Annotated in this window: 21 protein-coding genes and 1 riboswitch; of the genes, 4 read left to right on the top strand and 17 right to left on the bottom strand. The window is 64.6% G+C overall.

Annotated features, from left to right (window positions below; translation table 11 throughout):
• Positions 1-346 precede the first annotated feature (346 nt).
• From JI743_RS08600 to JI743_RS08575, 6 genes are all read right to left on the bottom strand, one after another.
• On the bottom strand, positions 347-1,621 hold the full coding sequence (locus JI743_RS08600; protein WP_201927887.1) for an ATP-binding protein: 1,275 nt from the start codon (positions 1,619-1,621) through the stop codon (positions 347-349).
• 84 nt (positions 1,622-1,705) lie between these two features.
• On the bottom strand, positions 1,706-3,598 hold the full coding sequence (gene thiC / locus JI743_RS08595) for a phosphomethylpyrimidine synthase ThiC (RefSeq protein ID WP_201927885.1): 1,893 nt from the start codon (positions 3,596-3,598) through the stop codon (positions 1,706-1,708).
• 42 nt (positions 3,599-3,640) lie between these two features.
• A riboswitch (TPP riboswitch) is annotated at positions 3,641-3,751 on the bottom strand.
• Positions 3,752-3,786: 35 nt separating this feature from the next.
• Positions 3,787-4,242, bottom strand: coding sequence for a DMT family transporter (locus JI743_RS08590; RefSeq protein ID WP_201927884.1), 456 nt, complete (start codon positions 4,240-4,242; stop codon positions 3,787-3,789).
• Positions 4,243-4,278: 36 nt separating this feature from the next.
• A complete protein-coding gene (locus tag JI743_RS08585; RefSeq protein ID WP_201927882.1) occupies positions 4,279-4,758 on the bottom strand; it encodes a nuclear transport factor 2 family protein in 480 nt (159 codons plus the stop codon).
• Positions 4,759-4,771: 13 nt separating this feature from the next.
• Positions 4,772-5,377, bottom strand: a complete 606-nt coding sequence (locus tag JI743_RS08580; RefSeq protein WP_201927881.1) for a glutathione S-transferase family protein — start codon at positions 5,375-5,377, stop codon at positions 4,772-4,774.
• Positions 5,378-5,379: 2 nt separating this feature from the next.
• Positions 5,380-6,006 carry a pyridoxamine 5'-phosphate oxidase family protein gene (locus JI743_RS08575; protein WP_201927880.1) on the bottom strand — a complete coding sequence of 209 codons (627 nt, stop codon included), beginning with the start codon at positions 6,004-6,006 and terminating at the stop codon, positions 5,380-5,382.
• 143 nt (positions 6,007-6,149) lie between these two features.
• Here JI743_RS08575 and JI743_RS08570 point away from each other — a divergent pair, with 143 nt between their 5' ends.
• Together JI743_RS08570 and JI743_RS08565 are read left to right on the top strand one after the other, a co-directional pair.
• Positions 6,150-7,040: a LysR family transcriptional regulator gene (locus tag JI743_RS08570; RefSeq protein ID WP_201927879.1), complete on the top strand. Its 891-nt coding sequence runs from the start codon at positions 6,150-6,152 to the stop codon at positions 7,038-7,040.
• A gap of 33 nt (positions 7,041-7,073) precedes the next feature.
• A complete protein-coding gene (locus JI743_RS08565; protein ID WP_201927878.1) occupies positions 7,074-7,634 on the top strand; it encodes a UrcA family protein in 561 nt (186 codons plus the stop codon).
• Here the strand turns inward: JI743_RS08565 and JI743_RS08560 are convergent.
• Positions 7,589-8,575, bottom strand: coding sequence for a LysR family transcriptional regulator (locus tag JI743_RS08560; protein ID WP_201927877.1), 987 nt, complete (start codon positions 8,573-8,575; stop codon positions 7,589-7,591). The genes JI743_RS08565 and JI743_RS08560 overlap by 46 nt on opposite strands.
• A 238-nt stretch (positions 8,576-8,813) precedes the next feature.
• Between JI743_RS08560 and JI743_RS08555 the strand changes: the two genes are divergently transcribed.
• Positions 8,814-9,743, top strand: coding sequence for a sulfotransferase domain-containing protein (locus tag JI743_RS08555; RefSeq protein WP_201927876.1), 930 nt, complete (start codon positions 8,814-8,816; stop codon positions 9,741-9,743).
• Positions 9,744-9,788: 45 nt separating this feature from the next.
• Here the strand turns inward: JI743_RS08555 and JI743_RS08550 are convergent, their stop codons facing one another.
• The 4 genes from JI743_RS08550 to JI743_RS08535 are packed head-to-tail and all read right to left on the bottom strand — an operon-like array spanning position 9,789 to position 13,294.
• Positions 9,789-10,400, bottom strand: a complete 612-nt coding sequence (locus JI743_RS08550; protein WP_201927874.1) for an ABC-type transport auxiliary lipoprotein family protein — start codon at positions 10,398-10,400, stop codon at positions 9,789-9,791.
• 11 nt (positions 10,401-10,411) lie between these two features.
• Entirely contained in the window at positions 10,412-11,353 is a 942-nt protein-coding gene (locus JI743_RS08545) for an MlaD family protein (RefSeq protein WP_201927872.1), read from the bottom strand.
• Between the two features lie 10 nt (positions 11,354-11,363).
• Positions 11,364-12,185, bottom strand: coding sequence for an ABC transporter ATP-binding protein (locus JI743_RS08540; RefSeq protein WP_201927870.1), 822 nt, complete (start codon positions 12,183-12,185; stop codon positions 11,364-11,366).
• Positions 12,185-13,294: an ABC transporter permease gene (locus JI743_RS08535; protein ID WP_201927868.1), complete on the bottom strand. Its 1,110-nt coding sequence runs from the start codon at positions 13,292-13,294 to the stop codon at positions 12,185-12,187. The genes JI743_RS08540 and JI743_RS08535 overlap by 1 nt, the downstream gene beginning before the upstream one ends.
• A gap of 98 nt (positions 13,295-13,392) precedes the next feature.
• Here JI743_RS08535 and JI743_RS08530 point away from each other — a divergent pair, with 98 nt between their 5' ends.
• Positions 13,393-14,100: an HAD family hydrolase gene (locus JI743_RS08530; protein WP_201927867.1), complete on the top strand. Its 708-nt coding sequence runs from the start codon at positions 13,393-13,395 to the stop codon at positions 14,098-14,100.
• Positions 14,101-14,258: 158 nt separating this feature from the next.
• Here JI743_RS08530 and JI743_RS08525 read toward each other — a convergent pair whose 3' ends face one another.
• The 6 genes from JI743_RS08525 to lgt form a co-directional block, all read right to left on the bottom strand.
• Complete coding sequence (locus tag JI743_RS08525) at positions 14,259-15,587, bottom strand: cystathionine gamma-synthase family protein (protein WP_201927866.1); 1,329 nt, start codon at positions 15,585-15,587, stop codon at positions 14,259-14,261.
• Positions 15,588-15,647: 60 nt separating this feature from the next.
• Positions 15,648-17,054, bottom strand: a complete 1,407-nt coding sequence (locus JI743_RS08520) for an SLC13 family permease (protein WP_201927865.1) — start codon at positions 17,052-17,054, stop codon at positions 15,648-15,650.
• Between the two features lie 99 nt (positions 17,055-17,153).
• A complete protein-coding gene (gene pgeF, locus JI743_RS08515; RefSeq protein ID WP_201927864.1) occupies positions 17,154-17,936 on the bottom strand; it encodes a peptidoglycan editing factor PgeF in 783 nt (260 codons plus the stop codon).
• On the bottom strand, positions 17,933-18,451 hold the full coding sequence (locus JI743_RS08510; protein WP_201927863.1) for a GNAT family N-acetyltransferase: 519 nt from the start codon (positions 18,449-18,451) through the stop codon (positions 17,933-17,935). Before JI743_RS08510 ends, pgeF begins: the two co-directional genes overlap by 4 nt.
• Entirely contained in the window at positions 18,448-19,476 is a 1,029-nt protein-coding gene (locus JI743_RS08505; RefSeq protein ID WP_236659833.1) for a class I SAM-dependent methyltransferase, read from the bottom strand. Before JI743_RS08505 ends, JI743_RS08510 begins: the two co-directional genes overlap by 4 nt.
• Positions 19,477-19,501: 25 nt before the next feature.
• Positions 19,502-20,383, bottom strand: coding sequence for a prolipoprotein diacylglyceryl transferase (gene lgt, locus JI743_RS08500; RefSeq protein WP_201927861.1), 882 nt, complete (start codon positions 20,381-20,383; stop codon positions 19,502-19,504).
• Between the last annotated feature and the right edge of the window lie 41 nt (positions 20,384-20,424).

The raw sequence follows: 20,424 nt of genomic DNA, 5'->3' as shown, positions 1-20,424 counted from the left end.
GAATCTAGTGAGTGCTAATGGGCGCTAATGACTCACGCGAAAATTCGTGCGGCGAGGCGTTTGAAAATTCGAATCTAGTGAGTGCTAATGGGCGCTAATGACTCACGCGAAAATTCGTGCGGCGAGGCGTTTGAAAATTCGAATCTAGTGAGTGCTAATGGGCGCTAATGACTCACGCGAAAATTCGTGCGGCAAGGCGTTTGAAAATTCGAATCTAGTGAGTGCTAATGGGCGCTAATGACTCACGCGAAAATTCGTGCGGCGAGGCGTTTGAAAATTCGAAACTAGCGAGTGCCGAGGATGCACGTGAATTTTCACATGCCACTCGTGCCATGGAGCCAAAAAATCACCTGCCGTCATTCTCGGAAAATAGCGTAATCCGAGGGAGCCTTGCGGGGTCAGCTTCTGTCCCAACAGACTTTATAGCATTGATCCATGCAGCAAACGAACGGGTAGGAAGCCTATAAAATCCCTGCCGGCTTTCATCAACAATGATAATGGCCTTTTGCTTCAGAGCAGAAAGAGCATTGTTGATAGTCGTCTCCTTAAGCCTTGACTCATGAAGAAGTTGCTTGCGTGAAACCCATTTGTCGCCGTGATTGGCCATTACGTTGAGCAATTTTCTATAGTCGTCCGAATTGATCTTACTGAAATATGCCTCGGAGAAATATTTTTTCCCAAGTTGGTCAATCGCTCCATTTTCGTCATATGCTCCAGTGCGCACATCATCGACATCGATGTTGTGATCGCTATCAGCCTCAAATGCGCAATATGAAAATTGCTGGATGAAGTGGGGATATCCCTCCGAAAGGTCGGCTAGCATTTCTAATCCGTCGTCGCTGATGGAAGTCGATCGGTCGTTTTTTTCGTTCGCAATTCGGAGTCCGATCCTGATCGCCTGCTTGCGCTCTTTACTCTCCAGTGGTTCCAGATGGAGGATTGTAAAAATGCGCGGAGAAGACTCATGGGTTGCGCGCATTTTTGCAATGGTGGTCGGGAGGCCAGCTAAGCCAAAAATCACATTCTCGCAGTCCCGTCGCGTCAGTCGCTCCGTCATAGATTTCAAAAACTCGCCTAGACCAGCCTCGATGGGCGGCGCGTCTGCTTCATCTATAAGTATTAGAACTCCATCATATCCAAGAGATTGGTTGCCTGAAATCTCCACAAGCTGATCGACGAGACTGTCCTTGGCATCGTCAGGGTCGACTGTTTCTGATGACTTATGGTAGCGAACGCCCAGAATTTCCCAATTTGCGAGGAAGTCAAAAACTTTCTTAGCATTCTCCCGAATTTCTTGAGTTCTCGACAAACAAGATTTCAACTCTCTGGCGATCGATCTGACGATATCTAGCTGTTTTGTAACACCACCCATATCGATCGAAAGCAGTAAAAAGTTGAACTTTTGTCCGCCTGGACCGGGGATTCTGTTTGTTGCAATAGTAGAAACATAGTGAAGCAAAGAGGACTTTCCGATTCCTCGTTCTCCTTCTATCAGAAAATTCTGCGAGTTTCCGGACTTCGCTTGAAAAAGATAATGTTCAATCTTCTGGATTTCATCCAATCGACCAACAAACATCGCAGAATTTACGACTTTGTTTGGCTGGAACGGGTTATAGCGCATTATTGATCTCGGCACTTCTCAGCTGCATTTCAATCTCTATCCGGATCATTTGATGGCCGAAGCATAGAGATTTGCTCCGCAATCTCAATCATGCTCCCGCCCACCCGCGCCCATATACAGCTCGCGCCCGGTTTCCTCATAAACCTCGCTCATCTGCGCCATGCCCTTCTCGGCCTCCTCCGCCGCGATAAAGCCCGCGCTGTCCTGATTTTGCAGCTTGGCAAATTCGCGGACTTCCTGGCTGATCTTCATCGAACAGAATTTCGGGCCGCACATGCTGCAGAAATGGGCGGTCTTGGCGCCTTCGGCCGGGAGCGTCTGGTCGTGGTACTGCTCCGCCGTGTCGGGGTCTAGGCTCAGGTTGAACTGGTCGCGCCAGCGGAATTCGAAGCGGGCTTTCGATAGCGCGTCGTCGCGGACCTGCGCGGCGGGGTGGCCCTTGGCGAGGTCGGCGGCGTGGGCGGCGAGCTTGTAGGTGACGACGCCGACCTTCACATCGTCGCGGTCGGGCAGGCCCAGATGCTCCTTGGGCGTGACGTAGCAAAGCATCGCGGTGCCGTACCAGCCGATCATCGCGGCGCCGATGCCGCTGGTGATATGGTCGTAACCCGGCGCGATGTCGGTGGTGAGGGGGCCAAGCGTGTAGAAGGGCGCCTCGCCGCACGCTTCCAATTGCTTGTCCATATTCTCCTTGATCTTGTGCATCGGGACGTGGCCCGGCCCCTCGATCATCACCTGCACATCCTGTTCCCACGCGCGCTTGGTGAGCTCGCCCAGCGTGTAGAGCTCGGCAAACTGCGCCTCGTCGTTCGCGTCGGCGATGCTGCCGGGGCGCAGGCCGTCGCCGAGGCTGTAGGCGATGTCATAGGCCTTCATGATCTCGGTAATCTCGTCGAAGCGTTCGTAGAGGAACGATTCCTTGTGATGCGCGAGGCACCATTTCGCCATGATGCTGCCGCCGCGGCTGACGATGCCGGTGACGCGCTTGGCGGCGAGCGGGACGTAAGGCAGGCGGACGCCCGCGTGGATGGTGAAATAGTCGACGCCCTGCTCGGCCTGTTCGATGAGCGTGTCGCGGAAGATTTCCCACGTCAGCTCCTCGGCGACGCCGCCGACCTTCTCCAGCGCCTGATAGATGGGGACGGTGCCGATCGGGACGGGGCTGTTGCGGATGATCCATTCGCGCGTGTCGTGGATGTTGCGCCCGGTCGACAGGTCCATGACGGTGTCGGCGCCCCAGCGGATCGACCAGACCATCTTGTCGACTTCGGAGGCGACGTCGGATGCGACCGCGCTGTTGCCGATATTGGCGTTGATCTTGACGAGGAAGTTGCGGCCGATCGCCATCGGCTCGCTTTCGGGGTGGTTGATGTTGCTGGGGATGATCGCGCGGCCGCGCGCGACCTCTTCGCGGACGAATTCGGGGGTGACATAGTCGGGGATGCTCGCGCCCCAGTCCTGCCCGTCGCGGACATATTCGGCGAGGCGTTCGCGGCCGAGATTCTCGCGGGTGGCGACATATTCCATCTCGGGCGTGATGATGCCGCGGCGGGCATAGTGCATCTGGCTGACGTTCGCGCCCGGCTTCGCGCGCAGCACGGTCTTGCGGACGTTGGGGAAGGCGGGGACGCCGCCCGAGCGGTCGGGGCCGAGCTGGCCGTTGTCCTCGGGGCGGACCTCGCGCTGCGCAACCTCCTCGACGTCGCCGCGCGCGCGGATCCAGGGAGCGCGCAGTTCGGGGAGGCCGGCGTGGATGTCGATGCGCGCATCGGGGTCGGTGTAGGGCCCCGACGTGTCATAGACGCGCACCGGCGGCTCGCCGCTCGACGGCTCGAGCATGATCTCGCGCATCGCGACGCGGATGCCGCTGCCGGTGGGACTGGCGACGTGGACCTTGCGGCTGCCGCGGATCGGGCCGGTGGTGATTCCGATCGGTTCGGCTTGCGTCTTGTCGAGGCGGCTGTCGATGTCGGCCATGTCTGTTCGCTCCAAAGATGTCGGAGCGAGAATGGATTTCACGCGGTGAAAGCCAACCCTCCCTCCGCCCGTATTACCGGGATCAGGTTCGACGGGTCGCGGGCTGTTCCGCTCTCAACCTGTTGCTGCACACAGGCTCCCCGGGGATGGCCGCGACCATAGGCGAGGCGCGCGCAAAGGGGAAGGGGTCATCCGACGCGGCGGGCGAGCCAGACGCCGGCGACCATAAGCGCGATGCCCGCAATGCGGCGCGCGTCGATCGGGTAGCGGAGCGATCCGAACAGGCCGAAATGGTCGATCACCGCCGCGCTTGCGAGCTGGCCGACGAGGACGAAGAAGATCGCATTGCCGACGCCGAAGCGGGGCGCGATGAAGGTGACCGCGATGACATAGAAGGCGACGAACAGCCCGCCGAAATGGAAGGCGAAGGGAATGTCGCCGCCGACGCGGATCGCGCCGAGCGAGCCGGTGAGCGCTGCGCCCGCGAGCGCGATGGCGAGCGCGAGGCCGAAGAGGATGACCGATGCTGCAAGCGGGCTCCCCAGCCGCGCGCCGAGCCCGCCGTTGAGCGCGGCGAGGATCGGGATGCCGACGCCGGTCAGGAACATGATCGCGGCAAAGGCGGGGGCAGGGTTGGTGGTCATGTCGGTCGCAGTCCTTGCTTGCGTGGGGTCCTGAGCCTAGAGCCCCAACTCCTCGAGGCCGGGATGATCGTCGGGGCGGCGGCCCGTTTCGCCACGGTCCCAATGGAACAGCCGGTCGGCTTCAGCAATGGCGCGATCGTTGATGCTCGCAATACGCCGTGCCATCAGGCCGCTTTCGACAAATTCCCAATTCTCGTTGCCGTAGGATCGCCACCATTGGCCGTCGGCGTCGCGCCATTCATAGGCGAAGCGTACCGCGATGCGATTGCCGGTGAAGGTCCACAGGCCCTTGATGAGGCGGTAGTCCTGTTCGCGGCGCCATTTGGCCGCGAGAAATTCGGTGATGGCGTCGCGGCCGGCAAGGAAGGTGTCGCGGTTCCGCCACACGCTATCCGGCGTATAGGCGAGCGCGACGCGCGCGGGATCGCGGCTGTTCCATCCATCCTCGGCAAGCCGGACCTTCTGCGCCGCGCTGGCGGCGTCAAAGGGTGGCAAGGGCGGGCGGGTGTCGAGCATTGCACAGCCTCCTTCAGTCGGCCGCAGCGGGCCAACCCGGCATTGAGGGGAAGCCCGGCAGCGCGGCGATGCGGCGCGTCCAGTCGCGGATATGCGGCCATTCTTCGAGGTCGATGCCGCCGTCGGGGGCGAGCGCGAGATAGGGACTCGCGGCGATGTCGGCGATCGTCAGACGCTCGCCGACGAGCCATTGACGCGATGCAAGATGCGCGTCGACGACGGGCAGGATGCGCGCGGCGACGGCGCGGGCGCGCTCGCGGTCGATCGACCAGTCGAACAGCTTTTCGGCGCGCAGCAGCGCGGGTCCGTTGAAAATCTCGTTCGCCGCATGCGACAACCAGACGGCGATCGCGCCACGCTCTTCGGGGGTGCGTCCGTCCCATTCGCCGGGGCGGTGGCGCGCGGCGAGATAGGCGGCGATCGCCTGGCTGTCGCGCAGCACGAAATCGCCTTCGACATATACGGGAATCTGCGCCATCGGGTTGAGTGCGCGAAAGGCCTCGTCCTGCCGCGCCGCGGCGTCGACCGTCACCTCCTCCCATGCGATCCCGAGGAAAGCGAGCGCCATGCGGACCTTGTGGACATTGCCCGACATTGGTGAACCATAGAGGCGGATCATCGTCATTCTCCCTTTTGAGCGGCGCGCAGGGCTTCGACCTCGGCGCGTAGCTGGTTGAGCTCGGCCGCCATCGGCTTGATCGCGGCGGATATTTCGCCCTCGGTAAAGCGCGGCGTGATGTGCTGCGGGCAATTCCATTCCCAGCCGATCACGTCGATCAGGAAGGCGCGTTCGGGCGCCGCGCGATATTCCTGCGGCATCAACGCCGCGACAGTGGCGGGATCGTCGGCCTGCTCGACGATCGCGGCATGGCCGAGCAGCTTGAGCCGTCGCCGGTTCGCATAATCCATCAGGAACAGCGACACGCGCGGATTTTCGGCGAGGTTCGTCGTGCTGATATATTGGCGGTTTCCAGAGAAATCGGCGAAGCCGATGCGGTTCGCCTCGAGATGGCGAAGAAAGCCGGGAGGACCGCCGCGATGCTGCATATAGGGCCAGCCGTGCGGCGTGACGCTGGCGATGTAGAAGCTGTCGCGCGCCTCGATGAAGGAAATTTCCTTGTCGGTCAGCGCGTCGGGCGTGCCGTCCGCGCCGGCCTCCATCCGCGCATAGGAGGCGCGCGAACCGTGCGCCTCCTGCCGCGCGCGGGCGGCGTCGGTGAAGATGGTGTGGAGATAGTTTCGCGCCATCGTCGGTAATCCTCGAAGGTGGAGCGAGCGGAGGTTCGGGAGTGTGGAGGGAGGCCCTCCGCTCGCAGAATCGAGATAGTGAATTGCGCTGATCGAGATAATCTGCAAAAAATTGACAAGTCTATTCCGATAAATGGAATAATATGGATCGCCTGCTCACGCTCGAAATGTTCGTCGCGGTCGCCGCCGAGGGCGGGTTCGCGGCCACGGCACGCAAGCTCGGAATTTCGCCGCCTGCGGTGACGCGCGGGATCGCCGCGCTCGAGGCGCGGCTCGGGACCGTGCTGTTCCACCGATCGACGCGCGCGGTCGCGCTCACCGATGCGGGCGAGATTTTCCTTGAGAAGGCGCAGCGCATCCTTGCTGACCTTGCCGGCGCCGAGCGCGAACTGCGCGGCGCGGAGGCCGAACCGGGCGGCCAGCTTTACCTGACCGCGCCGGTGATGTTCGGCCGCCTGCACGTGCTGCCCGTCGTCGGCGAACTGCTCGCACAGCATGCCGCGCTATCGGTGAGGATGATGCTGATCGACCGCAATGTACGCATCGTCGAGGAGGGCATCGATGTCGCGGTGCGTATCGGCGCGCTCGTCGATTCGGCGCTGAAGGCGGTCAGGATCGGCACGGTGCGTCAGATGCTGGTTGCGAGCCCCGGCTATCTCGCGCGGCATGGCGCGCCCGAGGGCGTCGCCGACCTGAACGGTCATAATCTGATCGGATCAATGGGGCCGCGCGCCAGCGGTGATTGGCATTTTGTCGCGGGACGCCTGCGTATCGATGCGCAGCGGCGGTTGACGGTCAATACGGTCGATGGCGCGCTTGCGGCGGCAGAGGCGGGAATGGGGATCGCGAACCTGCTGAGTTACCAGGTGGCCGAAGCGGTGGCGGCAGGCCGCCTGATTTCGCTGTTGCCCGACGACCAGCCGCCGCCGCTGCCGGTGAACCTGTTGTTCGAGCCATCGCGCGCGTCGCTGCCGTCGGTGCGCGCGTTTGTCACGGCGATGAAGGAGCGCGGACGGCGAAAGGGGCTGGGCTGAGGCCGGATATGCAGGCGGGCATACAGGTTCAGTTTGTGTATCGGCGAGGTTCAGTTTCTGCACTGGAGCGATTTCGATCCGATCTGCTGTGAGCGTGTCGGCGCGCACATCGCGCGCCACGACAACAGCAAGAAGGATCGACATATGTATCTGGAATCTCCCTCTGGGCTTTTGCAGCGCTCCCGCGCCGGGGACCGGCGGCACAGATCGCGGCGCATCGTGCGGTTTGTGACCGCGATCGGGGCGGTCATGGCTTTGTTCGCGGCGACGGTCCTGGTCGCGGTGCCCGCATCGGCGATGCGTCAAGTCGCGTCAGTGGCGGCGCAGCCCACCAGGTTCGTGGGTTACGACGACCTGGACCTCACCCGGCCGGCCGGCGTCGCGGCACTCGTCCAGCGGACGAAAAAGGCGGCGCGCGCGGTATGCAGGATGCAGGCCAAGGCAGCGAAACGACCCTATGCCCGCCCGTCGACATGTATTCGCAAGACATTTGCCGAAAGCGTCCGTCAGATCGACCGCGCGGTCGCGCGCGCGCAGGACAGGGCGCGCTATGCCGAGCAGTCGGGGTTCGACGTGTCGACCGACGCTCTCTGAGTGGCGGCTGCCGGTCCGCCCGTCGACGAAGCCGACGGGCCGGTCCGGCGATGGCCGGTCAGAAATTCGGGATGCTCGGCGAAATATGTGTCGATGCGCTCGAACAGGTCGCGAACGAAAGGGCGCCGCAACGATGCCCTCCGGCCGATCAGGTAGATCGGAACGTCGAATTCGGGCGGCGGCGCGAAGCAGCGCACCAGCAGGGGGTCATGGTCGCCGACGGTCAGCGGCAGCGCCGTGATCGCGCGCGCGGTTATCACGGTCGAACGCAGCGAATTATAATTGTTGCATCGCATCGTGCGGCCGCTCCGTGCCGTCGCCTCGGCGAGCCGCAAGAAGATTGGCAGTCGGGATAATATCTCGTCGGGCAGGGCAACGATGTGGCTATCGAGATCGTGCCAGCCCGCAGGCCGCCGATCGTCCGGCATGTCGGCGGGCGCATAGAGCGTCCATGCGCAGTCGGGCAGCCGCCGCGACACCAGCGCATCGTCCTCGGCATTGAGGCGACCGCGAACGGCAATATCGGCTTCGCCCCGCGCGAGGTCGTAGATACGGTCACTCGCGAACATGTCGACGCGGACGTCGGGCCAGTGATCACGATAGGCGCACAGGATAGGGACGAACAGCCGTTCGAAATGATCGAGCAAGGTCAGCCGCACCACCTGTGCCGTATCGCCGCGAAGGTCGCTGATTTCCCCGTCAAGGTCCTGCGCCGCGCGCTCCATGCGTTCAGCGACCGCGGCCAGTTGCATTGCGGCCTCGGTCGGGATGAATCCCGCGGCACTGCGGTCGAAGAGCGTCAGGCCGCTCGCCGCTTCCAGGGCGGCGATGCGGCGGACGACAGTGGGCTGGCTGCAGCCCAGACATGCTGCCGCGCGGCCCGTCGTCCTTTCGCGGAGAAGCGCCAGGAAAACGGCAACATCATCCCAACGATAGTTCACCTGTCGCCTATTCACTTTTGCATCGCCCGATGCAAGCATTTCGATTGGCCGCGCGCAGCCGTCCCGTTAGGGGCGCAATAGGTGCAAGCTTTCGCATATTGATGCGGAGGCCGGGGCAGGGTGCATCACCAGCAACAACGTCAATCCGCTATCGGCCGGGGCTCGAAGCGAATGTCTGGCGGACGTCACGGCACCGTATCGCGCATGCGGGGCCGCGACCCTGCCTTTTGGAGGGAAAATGTTCGATACGCCGCAATATCCGCGCAAGACGCGCGAGTTTCACAATCACCACATGGATTCGACAATCTGGAATCGTTTTGCGTTCCGTCCCGACGACGTCATCGTCAGCACCTATGCCAAGTCGGGGACGACCTGGACGCAGCAGATCGTCGGGCAGATTTTGTTCCAGGGCGATCCCGACGTCCGCGTCGCCGACATTTCGCCGTGGCTCGATCTGCGGCTGCCGACCGAGGAGGAAAAATTCGCGCTGCTCGATGCCCAGACGCATCGCCGCTTCATCAAGACGCACCTCCCGCTCGACGCCTTTGTCTATCGGCCCGAGATCAAGCATATCTATATCGCGCGCGACGGCCGCGACATTGCGTGGAGCATGTTCAACCATGCGAGCAACTTCGTTCCCGAATTCTATGACATATTGAACTCGGTGCCCGGGCGTGTGGGCCCGCCGCTCGAACACCCCGAGGCCGATGTCGTCGCCTTTTTCCGGCGCTGGCTCGATCAGGACGGTGCGCCCTTCTGGTCGCTGTGGGAAAATGTCCGGACCTGGTGGGAAGGCCGCCATCTGCCGAACATGCTGATGCTCCACTTCGCCGACATGAAGCGCGACCTGCCCGGCACGATCCGCAAGGTCGCGGCGTTCCTGGAGGTCGAGCTCAGCGACGAGGCCTTTGAACGGGCGGTGCTTCATTCGAGCTTCGACTGGATGAAGGCCAATGCCGAAAAGGCGGCGCCGCTTGGCGGCACCATTTTCCAGGGCGGCGCAGCGACCTTCATCAACAAGGGCAGCAACGGTCGCTGGCAGGAATTGCTCACCGACGCCGATGTGGCCGCCTATGAAGCGCGAGCGCTTGCCGAACTGGGTGCTGAATGTGCCGGATGGCTGGCCGGGGGCGGAGAGATTGCACCGCCGCAGGCGGTTGCGGCCTGATTGCCAAAAGCCACCGGGCCCGCGCAGCGTGCCCGGTGAGCCCCGTCAGGCGCCGCCGAGCCAGTCCGCGACTTCGCCCGCGATGCGGTTGGCGGCGCGCGTCAGCGCCTCGCCAGCCGGCTTGGCCTCGACTGCGCTGCCGATCGGTTCGCGCGCCTCGAAACGGCGCTGCGTTACCGTCTTGCCGCCGCTGTTTACGAGCATCGCCTGATAGACGACGACGGCCTCGTTGGTGCGCGCATCGACGCCAAATTCCATCAACTGTCCCGCAAGCTGTTCGCCGGGGGCGGTCAGATATTGCCCCTCGTCGAGCACGACGCGGTTCGTGCGCGCGGCGACCGTTTCGGACAAAAGGCGCTGGAACAGGCGCGATGGCGCCTCGACCCATTGCGCGTCCTTGACATAGGCGACGCTCGCTCCGTCCTGCTGCACCGGGATGCGCGTCGTGCGCAGCTTTTGCGGGGCGGTGGGGATCAGGATGGTCAGCGTTGCGGCGTCGGCGGCGGTGCGTGCAGTGCCCGCTGCAGGTGCCGCGTCGGGGTCGAGCGTCAGCAGGAAGGGCGGCGGTTTGGCGCCGAGGCTGAAACAGCCCGACAGCGCAAGCGCGCCGATGGCAGCCAGCGCCGACGTGCGGAGCGAACGGAAACGATGGGGCATCGAGTTTTTCCTCATGGCTTGTAATCGGGCAGTTTGCTGCCGCTGATGACTGCGCCCGCGCCTTGCTGGTCGAGCTTGTCGGTCAGGCTCGATAGCGAGGCGGAGGTGCGGCGCAGGTCGCGGATCAGCGCATTGGCTTCGGGGATCGTCGTTTCGCTGAAGGTTTGCAGGCCGGGGCGCGCATCGGCGATCGCGCTCTCCAGCGTCTTCATCGACGCGTTGGCCGATTTCAGCGTATCGCGCAGGTTCGCCATGGCGGGGTCGACGTTGCGGTCGATCGTGCCCTGCGCCGAGGCGGCCAGATTGCCGATCTGTTCGGCGGCGGTACCCGTCTGCTGGATCGCGATGCGCGTATCGGCGAGTGCGGCCTCGATCGCGGGGCCGTTGCGCGCGAGGATCGCGGTCGATTGTTCGACATTTTTGAGGATCGCGCTGAAACTAGCCTGATTTTCGTCGTCTGCGAGTTCGGCGAGGCGTTCGGTGAGCGTCGAGAGGCGTTGGAGGAGCTGCGGCGCGGTGTTCAATATCTCGCCGAGCCCGCCAATGCGGTTGGGGATGACGGGCCGGCCTGCAGGCCCCTTGTCGGTGATCGGCGGCGCGCCCTTGACCGCACCGTCGAGTGCGATCTGCGAGACGCCGGTAAAGCCGACGCCTTCGAGCGCGGCGGTTGTGCCTTGCAGGATGGGCACCGTCTCGTCGACCTCGATGCGCACGCGGACGAATTGCGGGTCGTCGCGCCACAGCTCGATCTGCCGCACCTGTCCGACCGGGACGCCCGAGAATTGCACCTGTGCGCCCTTGTTCAGACCGTCGACCGATTGTTTGAAAAAGATGTCATATTCGCGCCGGTCGCCGCCGCTGTCGTTCGCCATCCATACGACGAAAAAGGCGAGCGCGAGGGTGAAGAGGAGCACGAACGCCCCCACCAGCACATTGTTCGAACGCGTTTCCATCACCCTTTTCCTATCGTTCCGGCGCGGCGCCGTGCGCTTCGTGGCAATCCGCGGCGGAGCGGCCGCGCGGCCCGTTGAAATAATCCTGTATCCACGGATGCTCGGTGGCAAGCAGTTCGGGGATCGTCCCCACCGCGATCACCCGCTTTTCGGCAAGCACCGCGACGCGGTCGCAGGTCGCATAGAGCGTGTCGAGATCGTGCGTGATCAGGAAGACGGTCAGCCCCATCGTGTCGGCAAGCTCGCGGATCAATTCGTCGAACTTGGCCGCGCCGATCGGGTCGAGCCCCGCGGTCGGTTCGTCGAGGAACAGCAGCGCGGGATCGAGCGCGAGCGCGCGCGCAAGGCCGGCGCGCTTGACCATGCCGCCCGACAGCTCGGCGGGATATTTGGGTCCGGCATCGGGGGGGAGGCCGACCATCGCGACCTTGTACGCGGCGATTTCGTCGAGCAGCTTCTGGTCGAGGCGCGGGTAATATTCGCGAAGCGGGACCTGGATATTCTCGGCCACCGTCAGCGTCGAGAAAAGCGCGCCGCCCTGGAACATCACGCCCCAGCGGCGGCGCAGGTCGCGCGATTCCTCTTCGTCGGCGATGGTGTCGAGCGTCTTGCCATAGACCTCGACCTCGCCTGCCGTGGGCGTCTGCAGCCCGATGATCGAACGCATCAGGACCGACTTGCCGGTTCCGGAGCCGCCGACGACGCCCAATATCTCGCCCGAATGCACTTCAAGGTCGAGATTGTCGTGGACGACAGCATCGCCGAACCGGTTGACGAGCCCGTTGACGCGGATCGCGACGTCGAAATTTTCGGGCTGGATGAACTCCGCCATCAATTCCACCCGATCGACGAGAAGAAGACAGCGAAAAAGGCGTCGAGGACGATGACGAGGAAGATGGCAGCGACGACCGCGGCGGTCGTGCGCCGACCGACCTCTTCGGCATTCTGGCGAACCTGCATCCCCGAATAGCAGCCGGTGACGCCGATCAGGACGCCAAAGACCGGCGCCTTGATCAGCATCGCCCAGAAATCGGTCATCGGGATGATCTCGCGCAGCCGCTGGATATAGGTGAGCGGGGGGATTTCGAGCCCGACCCACGCAAACACACCGCCGCCGATAATCGCGCAGATGCTGGCGTAAAAGCCGAGCAGCGGCATCAGCAGCGTCGAGGCGGCGACGCGCGGCAGCACGATCGCCTCCATCGGCGACACGCCGATCGTGCGCATCGCGTCGACCTCTTCGGTCAGTTTCATCGTGCCGATCTGCGCGGCAAAAGCCGACCCCGAGCGGCCCGCGACCATGATCGCGGTCATCAGAAGTCCCAGCTCGCGGATCGAGGCGCGGCCGACGAGGTTGATCGTGAACACTTCCAGCCCGAATTGCTCGAGCTGAACCGCGCCCTGCTGCGCGATGACAATGCCGATGAGGAAACTCATCAATCCGATGATCGGCAGCGCGTCGACGCCGACGGTCTGGAACCGCGTGACGATCGCGTTCCAGCGCAGGCGGCGGCGCGCGCGAATCTGGGTGAAGACGGCGACGAGCATCGCGCCGAAAAAGCCGATGATGCCGATCAGCTCGTCCCAGATCGCGACGCTCGACGTGCCCAGCTGTTCGAGCATGCGGACCCAGACGGGGCGGCGGTCGGCGTGGACGCGATATTCGCTCTTGTCGCTCGCGAGCGCATCGAGCAGCCGCTGCGCCTCGTCGCTTGCGCCGACGATCCTGGCGCCGGGATGCTGTGCGGCGGCTCGCGTGACAATCCACGCGCCGACCGTGTCGATGCGCTGGATCTGCGACAGGTCGAGCGTCGAAATCGGCCCTACCTCTTCGATCCGCGCGGGCAGGTCGCCGAGCCGCGCGAGCGTCAGGCGGCCGGAGAAGCGCACCTCTGCTCCGTCAGCCCCATCGCTGTGTTCGAAGTCCGCCCATGCCGCCATCGCCGACGACATTGTATTATTTGCCGAATGACGGCAAGCAAATCCCTCTGTCCCGTGCGGGTCTTGGCGCGGCGGCGTGCGAGCGGTAAGTGGCCGTAATGGACCTGCCGACGACCGACCCTTCGCATCGCATCGCGATGTACGACATGGACCGCACGATCACGCGCGCGGGAACCTACAGCGGTTTCCTGATCCATGTAGCGCAGCGGCGCCAGCAGTGGAGGTTGCTGCTGCTCCCGCTCGTGGCGCTTGCGGGGCTAGCCTATCTGGTGCGGCTGATCGACCGGTCGACGCTGAAAGCGATCAACCTGCGCCTGCTCGTCGGCAAGCGCTTCAACCGCCACGAAATCGCGCCGCTCGCCGAGAGCTATGCCGACCGGGTCATTGCGCGCGGGCTGCACGCCGCCGCGCTCGAACAGATCGCCGCCGACCGCGCGGCAGGATACCGCGTGCTGCTCGCGACCGCCTCGTTCCACCTCTATGTCGATGCGATTGCCAAGCGGCTCGGCATCGAGGACGTGCTTGCGACAAGGCTCGACGAACCCGACGGCGCCGACCATATCCACGCGCGGCTGTCGGGGCCCAATTGCTATGGACTCGACAAGTTCGCGCGTATCCAGGACTGGATGGCCGACAATGCGATCACGCGCGATGCCGCGTACATCCGCGCCTATTCGGACCATGTGTCCGACCATCCGATGCTGCATTTCGCCGACGAATCCGTCGCGACGACGCCGTCGCGCGCGCTGCGGCTCCTTGCGCCCAAGATGGGGTGGCAGGTGGTCGACTGGCGGGCGCGGAAATAGGACGACGATCGCGCGCGCCATTTTTGGGTGCGACCGAATGGCGGTTTCGGAGTGGGAAGGGATACCAGCTTTTCCGTCATCCCGGCCTTCGCCGGGATGACGATGAAATAGAGATCCGCAATCGGTCATCCCCGGCCATTGCTCGCGGCCGAAGCGACTTACACTGCGGCCAGCGCCTGTTCGAAATCGGCGATCAGGTCGTTCGCATCCTCGATGCCGATCGAGATGCGCACCAGATTGTCGGTGATGCCGAGCGCTTTCTTGCGTTCGTCGGGGACCGAAAGGTGCGTCATCGCGGCGGGGTGGCTGGCGAGCGTTTCGGTGCCGCCGAGGCTGACCGCGAGCTTCGCGATCTTGAGCGCGTCGAGGAAGCGGAAGCTCTCCGCTTCGCCGCCCTTGATGAACAGCGAAAAGGTCGATCCCGCGCCGGTGCAGTGGCGGTCGAACACGTCCTTCTGCGGTCCGTCCTTGAGGAAGCCGAGGTAGCCGAGTCCCTCGACCTTCGGATGATCTTTCAGGAAGGCGCACACCTTTTCGGCATTCTCGCCCGCGCGGCTCATGCGCAGTTCGATCGTTTCGAGGCTGCGGAGCAGCATCCAGGCGGTGTTGGGGTCGCAGATGGTTCCGATGGTGTTGCGCATCATGCGGATCGGGCCGAGCCACTGCTTCGAGCCGAGCACGCCGCCCGCGACGAGGTCGCTGTGGCCGCCCGCATATTTGGTGAGGCTGTAGAGCACGATGTCGGCGCCGTGCTGGAGCGGCGCCGACCAGAGCGGGCCGAGGAAAGTGTTGTCGATCGCGATCGGCGGCCGCGCGTCCTCGCCGAACGCCGCTTCGACTGCAGCGCGCATCGCCTGCACGTCGACGAGCGCGTTGGTCGGGTTCGCGGGGCTTTCGAGATAGACCATCGCGACCTTGCCGCCCTGCTTTTCCGCCATTTCCTTTGCGCGGGCGAGGATGGCGTCCATTTCGCCCCGCGAGGCTTCGGCCGGGAAATCGACATAGGTGGCGCCGAAGCGCGAGAGGATGCGCGCGATCAGCGTCTCGGTCGCGGCATAGAGCGGGCCGGAATGGACGATGACGTCGTTCATGTTGACGTGCGCGAGGAGCAATGTCGCGATCGCCGACATACCCGACGAAAAGACGAGCGCGTCTTCGGCCTTTTCCCACACGCCGAGCCGCGCTTCGAGGATTTCCTGGTTGGGGCCGTTGAAGCGCGAATAGACTAGGCCGTCGGCGCCGCCGGGGCGCTTGCCGGTGATCCCCTCGAAGTGGCGCTTGCCCGCGGCGGCGCTTTCGAAGGCGAAGGTCGAGGTGAGGAAGACCGGCGGCTTCAGCGAGCCTTCCGACAGCATCGGGTCATAGCCATAGCCCATCATCAGCGTCGAGGGCGACAGCGCATGACCGCCAATCTCGGTCACGTCCTGCTTCGGCGCGCGGCGCTGCGAGGTCGTGCCGGTCAGGTCGTTGTTGTCGATGGGGGGCATGCGAAGGACTCCTGTGGAAAAGATAGTTTCATTCGCAACTAGCGCGAAATGCGCCGCGCGTCACCCCAGCATCGCAATCGCCCAGATGACGCCGATCAGCAGCGGCACGCCGATGATATCGAGCGCAAACCCCGCCGTCAGCATGCGCGGCAGCGCGATATGCTCGGTCGCCCAGGCGATCGCATTGGGACCGGTGCCCGAGGGCAGCATGAAGCCCCAGCTCGCGGCCATTGCGACGGGCAGCGCGAGCAGGATCGGATCGGCGCCGGTCGCGGCGATGAGCGCGGCGAGCACGGGCATGATCCCGCTTGCAGTCGCGACATTGCTTGCAAATTCGGTGACGAGGATGGTGAGCGCGACGATGATCGCCGCGAGCGCGATGGTCGGGATCGAACCCAGCGGCGCGAGCACGCTGCCGAGCCAGGCCGCGAGTCCGCTCGCGGTGATCGACGCCGCGAGCGCGAGCCCGCCGCCGAACAGCATGATGACGCCCCAGGGCGCGCGGTCGGCCTCTTTCCATATCAGGAGCGGGCGACCGGTGCCGTCGGGAAGGAGGAAAAGCAGCAGGCTGCCAGCGACCGCAATCGTGCCGTCGGTGAGCGAGCCTGCAGGAACGAAGGGCTCGAGCAGCGGCTGGAGCATCCACAGCCCGACGACGAGCGCCACGACGGGGACGACGCGGCGCTCGGCGGTCGACCAGATCGCCTGATGCCCGAGCGCGCCCGACGCGGCAGCGCCGTCGAAGGGATGGTCCTTCAGTCGCTGGACGCGCTGGAGGATGAGCATCGCGGCGGGGACAGCGAGCGCGACCACGGGAATCCCGTACATCGCCCAGGTGGCGAAGCCGATATGGAGGCCGAGCGCGCGCTCGATCAGCCCCGCGGCGATGGCGTTGGTCGGGCTGCCGACGAGCGTTCCCAGCCCGCCGATCGACGCCGAAAAGGCGATGCCCATCATTACCGCTCCGGCAAAGCCGCGCGTCTCGGCGGCTTCGATCCCGCCCGCGCGCAAGACCGCGAGCGCGATCGGCACCATGATGAGCGTCGTCGAGGTGTTCGAAATCAGCATCGACAGCATCGCGGTCGCCGCCATGAACGCGAAAAGCAGACCGGTCGAAGTCGGCGGCGCGAGCTTGAGCAGCGCGAGCGCGAGGCGGCGGTGGAGCCCGACGCGCTCGATCGCAAGCGCGAGAAAGGCGCCGCCAAGGATCAGGAAGAGGATGGGATCATAATATTCGTTGGCGATCTCGCGCGCCGACATGACGCCCGCGAAGGGAACGATAAGGAAGGGGAGGAGCGCGGTGACGGTGAGCGGCAGCGCCTGCGTCATCCACCAGACCGCCATCAGCAGGGTGAGCGCCGCAACGCGCTGCGCGGTCGGTTCCATCCCTTCGGGCGCGGGCATCAGCAGCATCGCGGCGAACAGGCCGAGGCCGCCGATCAGCCCCAAAAATTGCGTCCGCGTCATTGCCTCTCCCTTTTCTTTTCCGTCATCCCGGCGGAGGCCGGGATCTCTTCGAAGCGTTGGGCCGCAACGGCGAGATTCCGGCTTTCGCCGGAATGACGATCAATGGTCTTGGGCCGCCTGGTTTGCGATCCCGATTATCGATATCTGCCGGCCATAGCCGCCTTCGCCGCGCAGGCACGCGCGGCGATAGCTGAAATAGTCGGCCTCTTCGGCGCAAGTATCCTGCCCGCCGATGTCGATCCTGCCCACTCCCGCTGCGGCGAGGCGCGCGGCGACATAGGCGGCGATGTCGAACATCGCGTGACCGGGGCGACCGGCGGCGAAGAAATGTTCGTTGGCAGCATCATCGGCGCAGAAGCGATCGACGAAGACCATGTCGACCTCATAGGAGCCGCGGCCAATGCACGGGCCAATGGCGGCGGCGATATGGTCGCGCCGCGCGCCGAGGCTTTCCATTGTGGCGAGCGTCCTGTCGGTGACACCCGCGAGCGCGCCCTTCCACCCCGCATGCGCCGCGCCGACGACGCCCGCTTCGGCATCGGCGAACAGCACGGGCACGCAGTCGGCGGTGAGGATGGCGAGCAGGATGCCCGGTGTGCGCGTCGCGAGCGCATCGGCCTCGGGCCGTGCGGCAAGGTCGCTGGCCGCATCGACGATGACGCAGCGTGCGCCATGGACCTGATAAAGCCCGGTAAGCGCCGCGCCCGGCAGCACCGCGTCGGCGGCGCGGCGGCGGTTTTCGGCGATCAGCGCGGGATCGTCGCCCGACCCGAGCCCGCAGTTGAGCGAGGCGAGCTCGCCCGTCGACACGCCGCCCTGACGCCCGAAAAATCCGTGCGGGACTCCGGCCAGCGGAGCGGCGGTGGCGAAGGGCGGGGTCAAAGGTCGAGCCTCCAGATGCGGTCCTCGTCGACATGATTGCCGACGCGAAAGGCGTTGCGACCGACATCGACGAAACCATAGCGGCGATAAAAAGCCTGCGCGCGCGGATTTTCGGTGAAGACCGACAGATAGAGGATCGCAGCGCGTGCCCGCGCCCAGACGATGCCCCAGTCCATCAGCGCGGCGGCGATGCCGCGGCCTTTGGCTTCCTCTGCGACATAAAGCTGGTGCAGCTCGACTGCATTGTCGGCAGGCTGTCCGGCGGGGAGGTCGAAATCGACCGGGCCGAGCTTGGCGAAGCCGGCGATGGTGCCGTCCCCATTTCGCACGAGCGCGATCGTCCAGTCGGGATCGGCGATCTGCGCGCGCAGCCGTTCGGGCGGGTTCCAGCCGGAAAGGAAGGCGGCAAGGTCGGCGGGATCGTAAATATGGCCGAAAGTGGCGGCGAAAGACGCCTCGGCAAAAGCCGACAGCGCTTCGGCGTCGCGCGCGGTCGCGAGTTCGATCTGGGTCATGCCGCCATCCCGAAGCCTTCGGGGCGCGGCCAGCCGGACGCGGTCACCGCCATCGCCTTGAACAAGTCGCCCATCGCATCGGGATCGACGAGCCGGTCGCGCTGGCCGGTCAGCTCCTCTGCGCGGTCGGGCGCGGCGGCGGACAGGCCTGCGAGCCGCGCGTCGATGCCCATCGCGCGCAGCAAGGCGCCCTGCGTCACGGGGCCGTGGACGATTGCCCCCGCGCGCCGCGCGACCTCTGCCAGCGGGGCAAAATCGACGTGCGCGGTCAGGTCGACCTCGCCGGGGTCGGCGAAGGGGTCGGCATATTTGTGCGCCTTAACCGCCTGAAGCGTGTCGCCCGCTGCCGGGCCGACATGGCCATAGTCGATCGCGAGCATCGCGCCGCCCTGCCGTGCGAGGCGAAAGGCGCAGGCCTGCATGACGGCGGCGGAGGCGGGGGCGGTCTCGACGATCGCGCCCTCGTCGGCATCGCGCAGCGCGGCGGGGACGGCATCGTCGGCGGGCACATCGCCGGGAACCGCGTGCAGCCGTCCGTCGCGGCGCACGACCATGCGTTCGCGCCATCCGTCGCCGGTGCGGACATATTGGTGGACGGGCAGCGCGTCGAAAAATTCGTTCGCGACGATGACGAGCGGCGTGTCGGAGGGTAGCGCCGCGACCTCGTCATGATGCTCGGCCTGCGCGATGCGTGACAGTTGGGCCGAGCGCAGCGCCGCGCTCGTCTCGACAAGCTCGACGCCGGCGGGCGTGCAGCCGAAACGCGTCATCACCCGCAGCGCATCGGCGGCGAGCGTGCCGCGGCCGGGGCCGAGCTCGACATAGCGAAAGGCGGGGCGCCCCGCGCGCGTCCACAGGTCGGCGATCCAGATGCCGACCATTTCGCCGAACATCTGGCTGATCTCGGGCGCGGTGGTGAAATCGCCCGCGGCGCCGAGCGGGTCGCGCGTCGCATAATAGTGCGCATTGGCGGCCGCCATATAGTCGGCGACGCTCACCCCCCGCGCCGCCGCGATTTCGGTCAAAAGCTGCGCCGGTGAGGGCGGGCGGTCAGGCAATGCTGTCGGTTCCCGCGACCGGTTCGACGCGCTGGCGGCGGCCTTTGGCAGTCGCGACGAGCCATAGCCCGATCGCAATCATCGGGACCGTCAGCCACTGGCCCATCGACAGGCCCGTCGCCTCGACCACCCATAGCCGCTGGACATCGGGCTCGCGTACGAACTCGACCGCAAAGCGGCTGATGCCATAGATGATCGACGCCATGCCGACGAGAAAGCCGGGCTTGTAACGCGCGTCGGTGCGCCAGAAGAGCCAGGCGAGCACCGCCATCATCACCAGCCCCTCGAGCCCTGCTTCGTAAAGCTGGCTCGGGTGGCGCGGCAGATCGCCTGCCCCGCCCGGGAAGACGATCGCCCATGGTACCGTCGTTACGCGGCCCCACAGTTCGCCGTTGACGAAATTGGCGACGCGCCCGAGGAACAGGCCGAAGGGGACGACGCAGGCAATATAGTCGCAAAAGCGCAGGAAACTCAGCTTTTCCTTGCGCGTCACATACCAGATGGCGGCCAGCACGCCGAGGACGCCGCCGTGGAGCGACATGCCGCCGTCCCACAGCCGGAGGATCGCCACCGGGTCGGCGATATAGGCTTCGAGATTATAGAAAAGGACATAACCGAGCCGCCCGCCGAGGATGATCCCGAGCATGGCATAGAAGATCATGTCGTCGGCGTGGCGCCGCGCCATCGGGGCGCCGGGCTGTGCAATCAGCTTGAGCAGATACCAATAGCCGAGGAAGATTCCGGCAAGATATGCAAGCGCATACCAGCGGATCGGCAGGCCGAAGACGCTGAACGCAATCTCGCTGTTCGCCCCCATCATCTCTTGGAAGTTCACATATTGCGTTGCGTCCGCTAGGGTTGCAAAAAGAAACATAAATATCTCGGACCTTCCCCAGAAGAGGCTTCCCCATAAGG

This window comes from Sphingopyxis jiangsuensis (genome assembly GCF_016734905.1).
GTDB classification, from domain to species: Bacteria; Pseudomonadota; Alphaproteobacteria; order Sphingomonadales; family Sphingomonadaceae; genus Sphingopyxis; species Sphingopyxis jiangsuensis.
The sequence above is the reverse complement of the archived record's forward strand: the minus strand, read 5'-3'. Positions and strand labels throughout refer to the sequence as shown.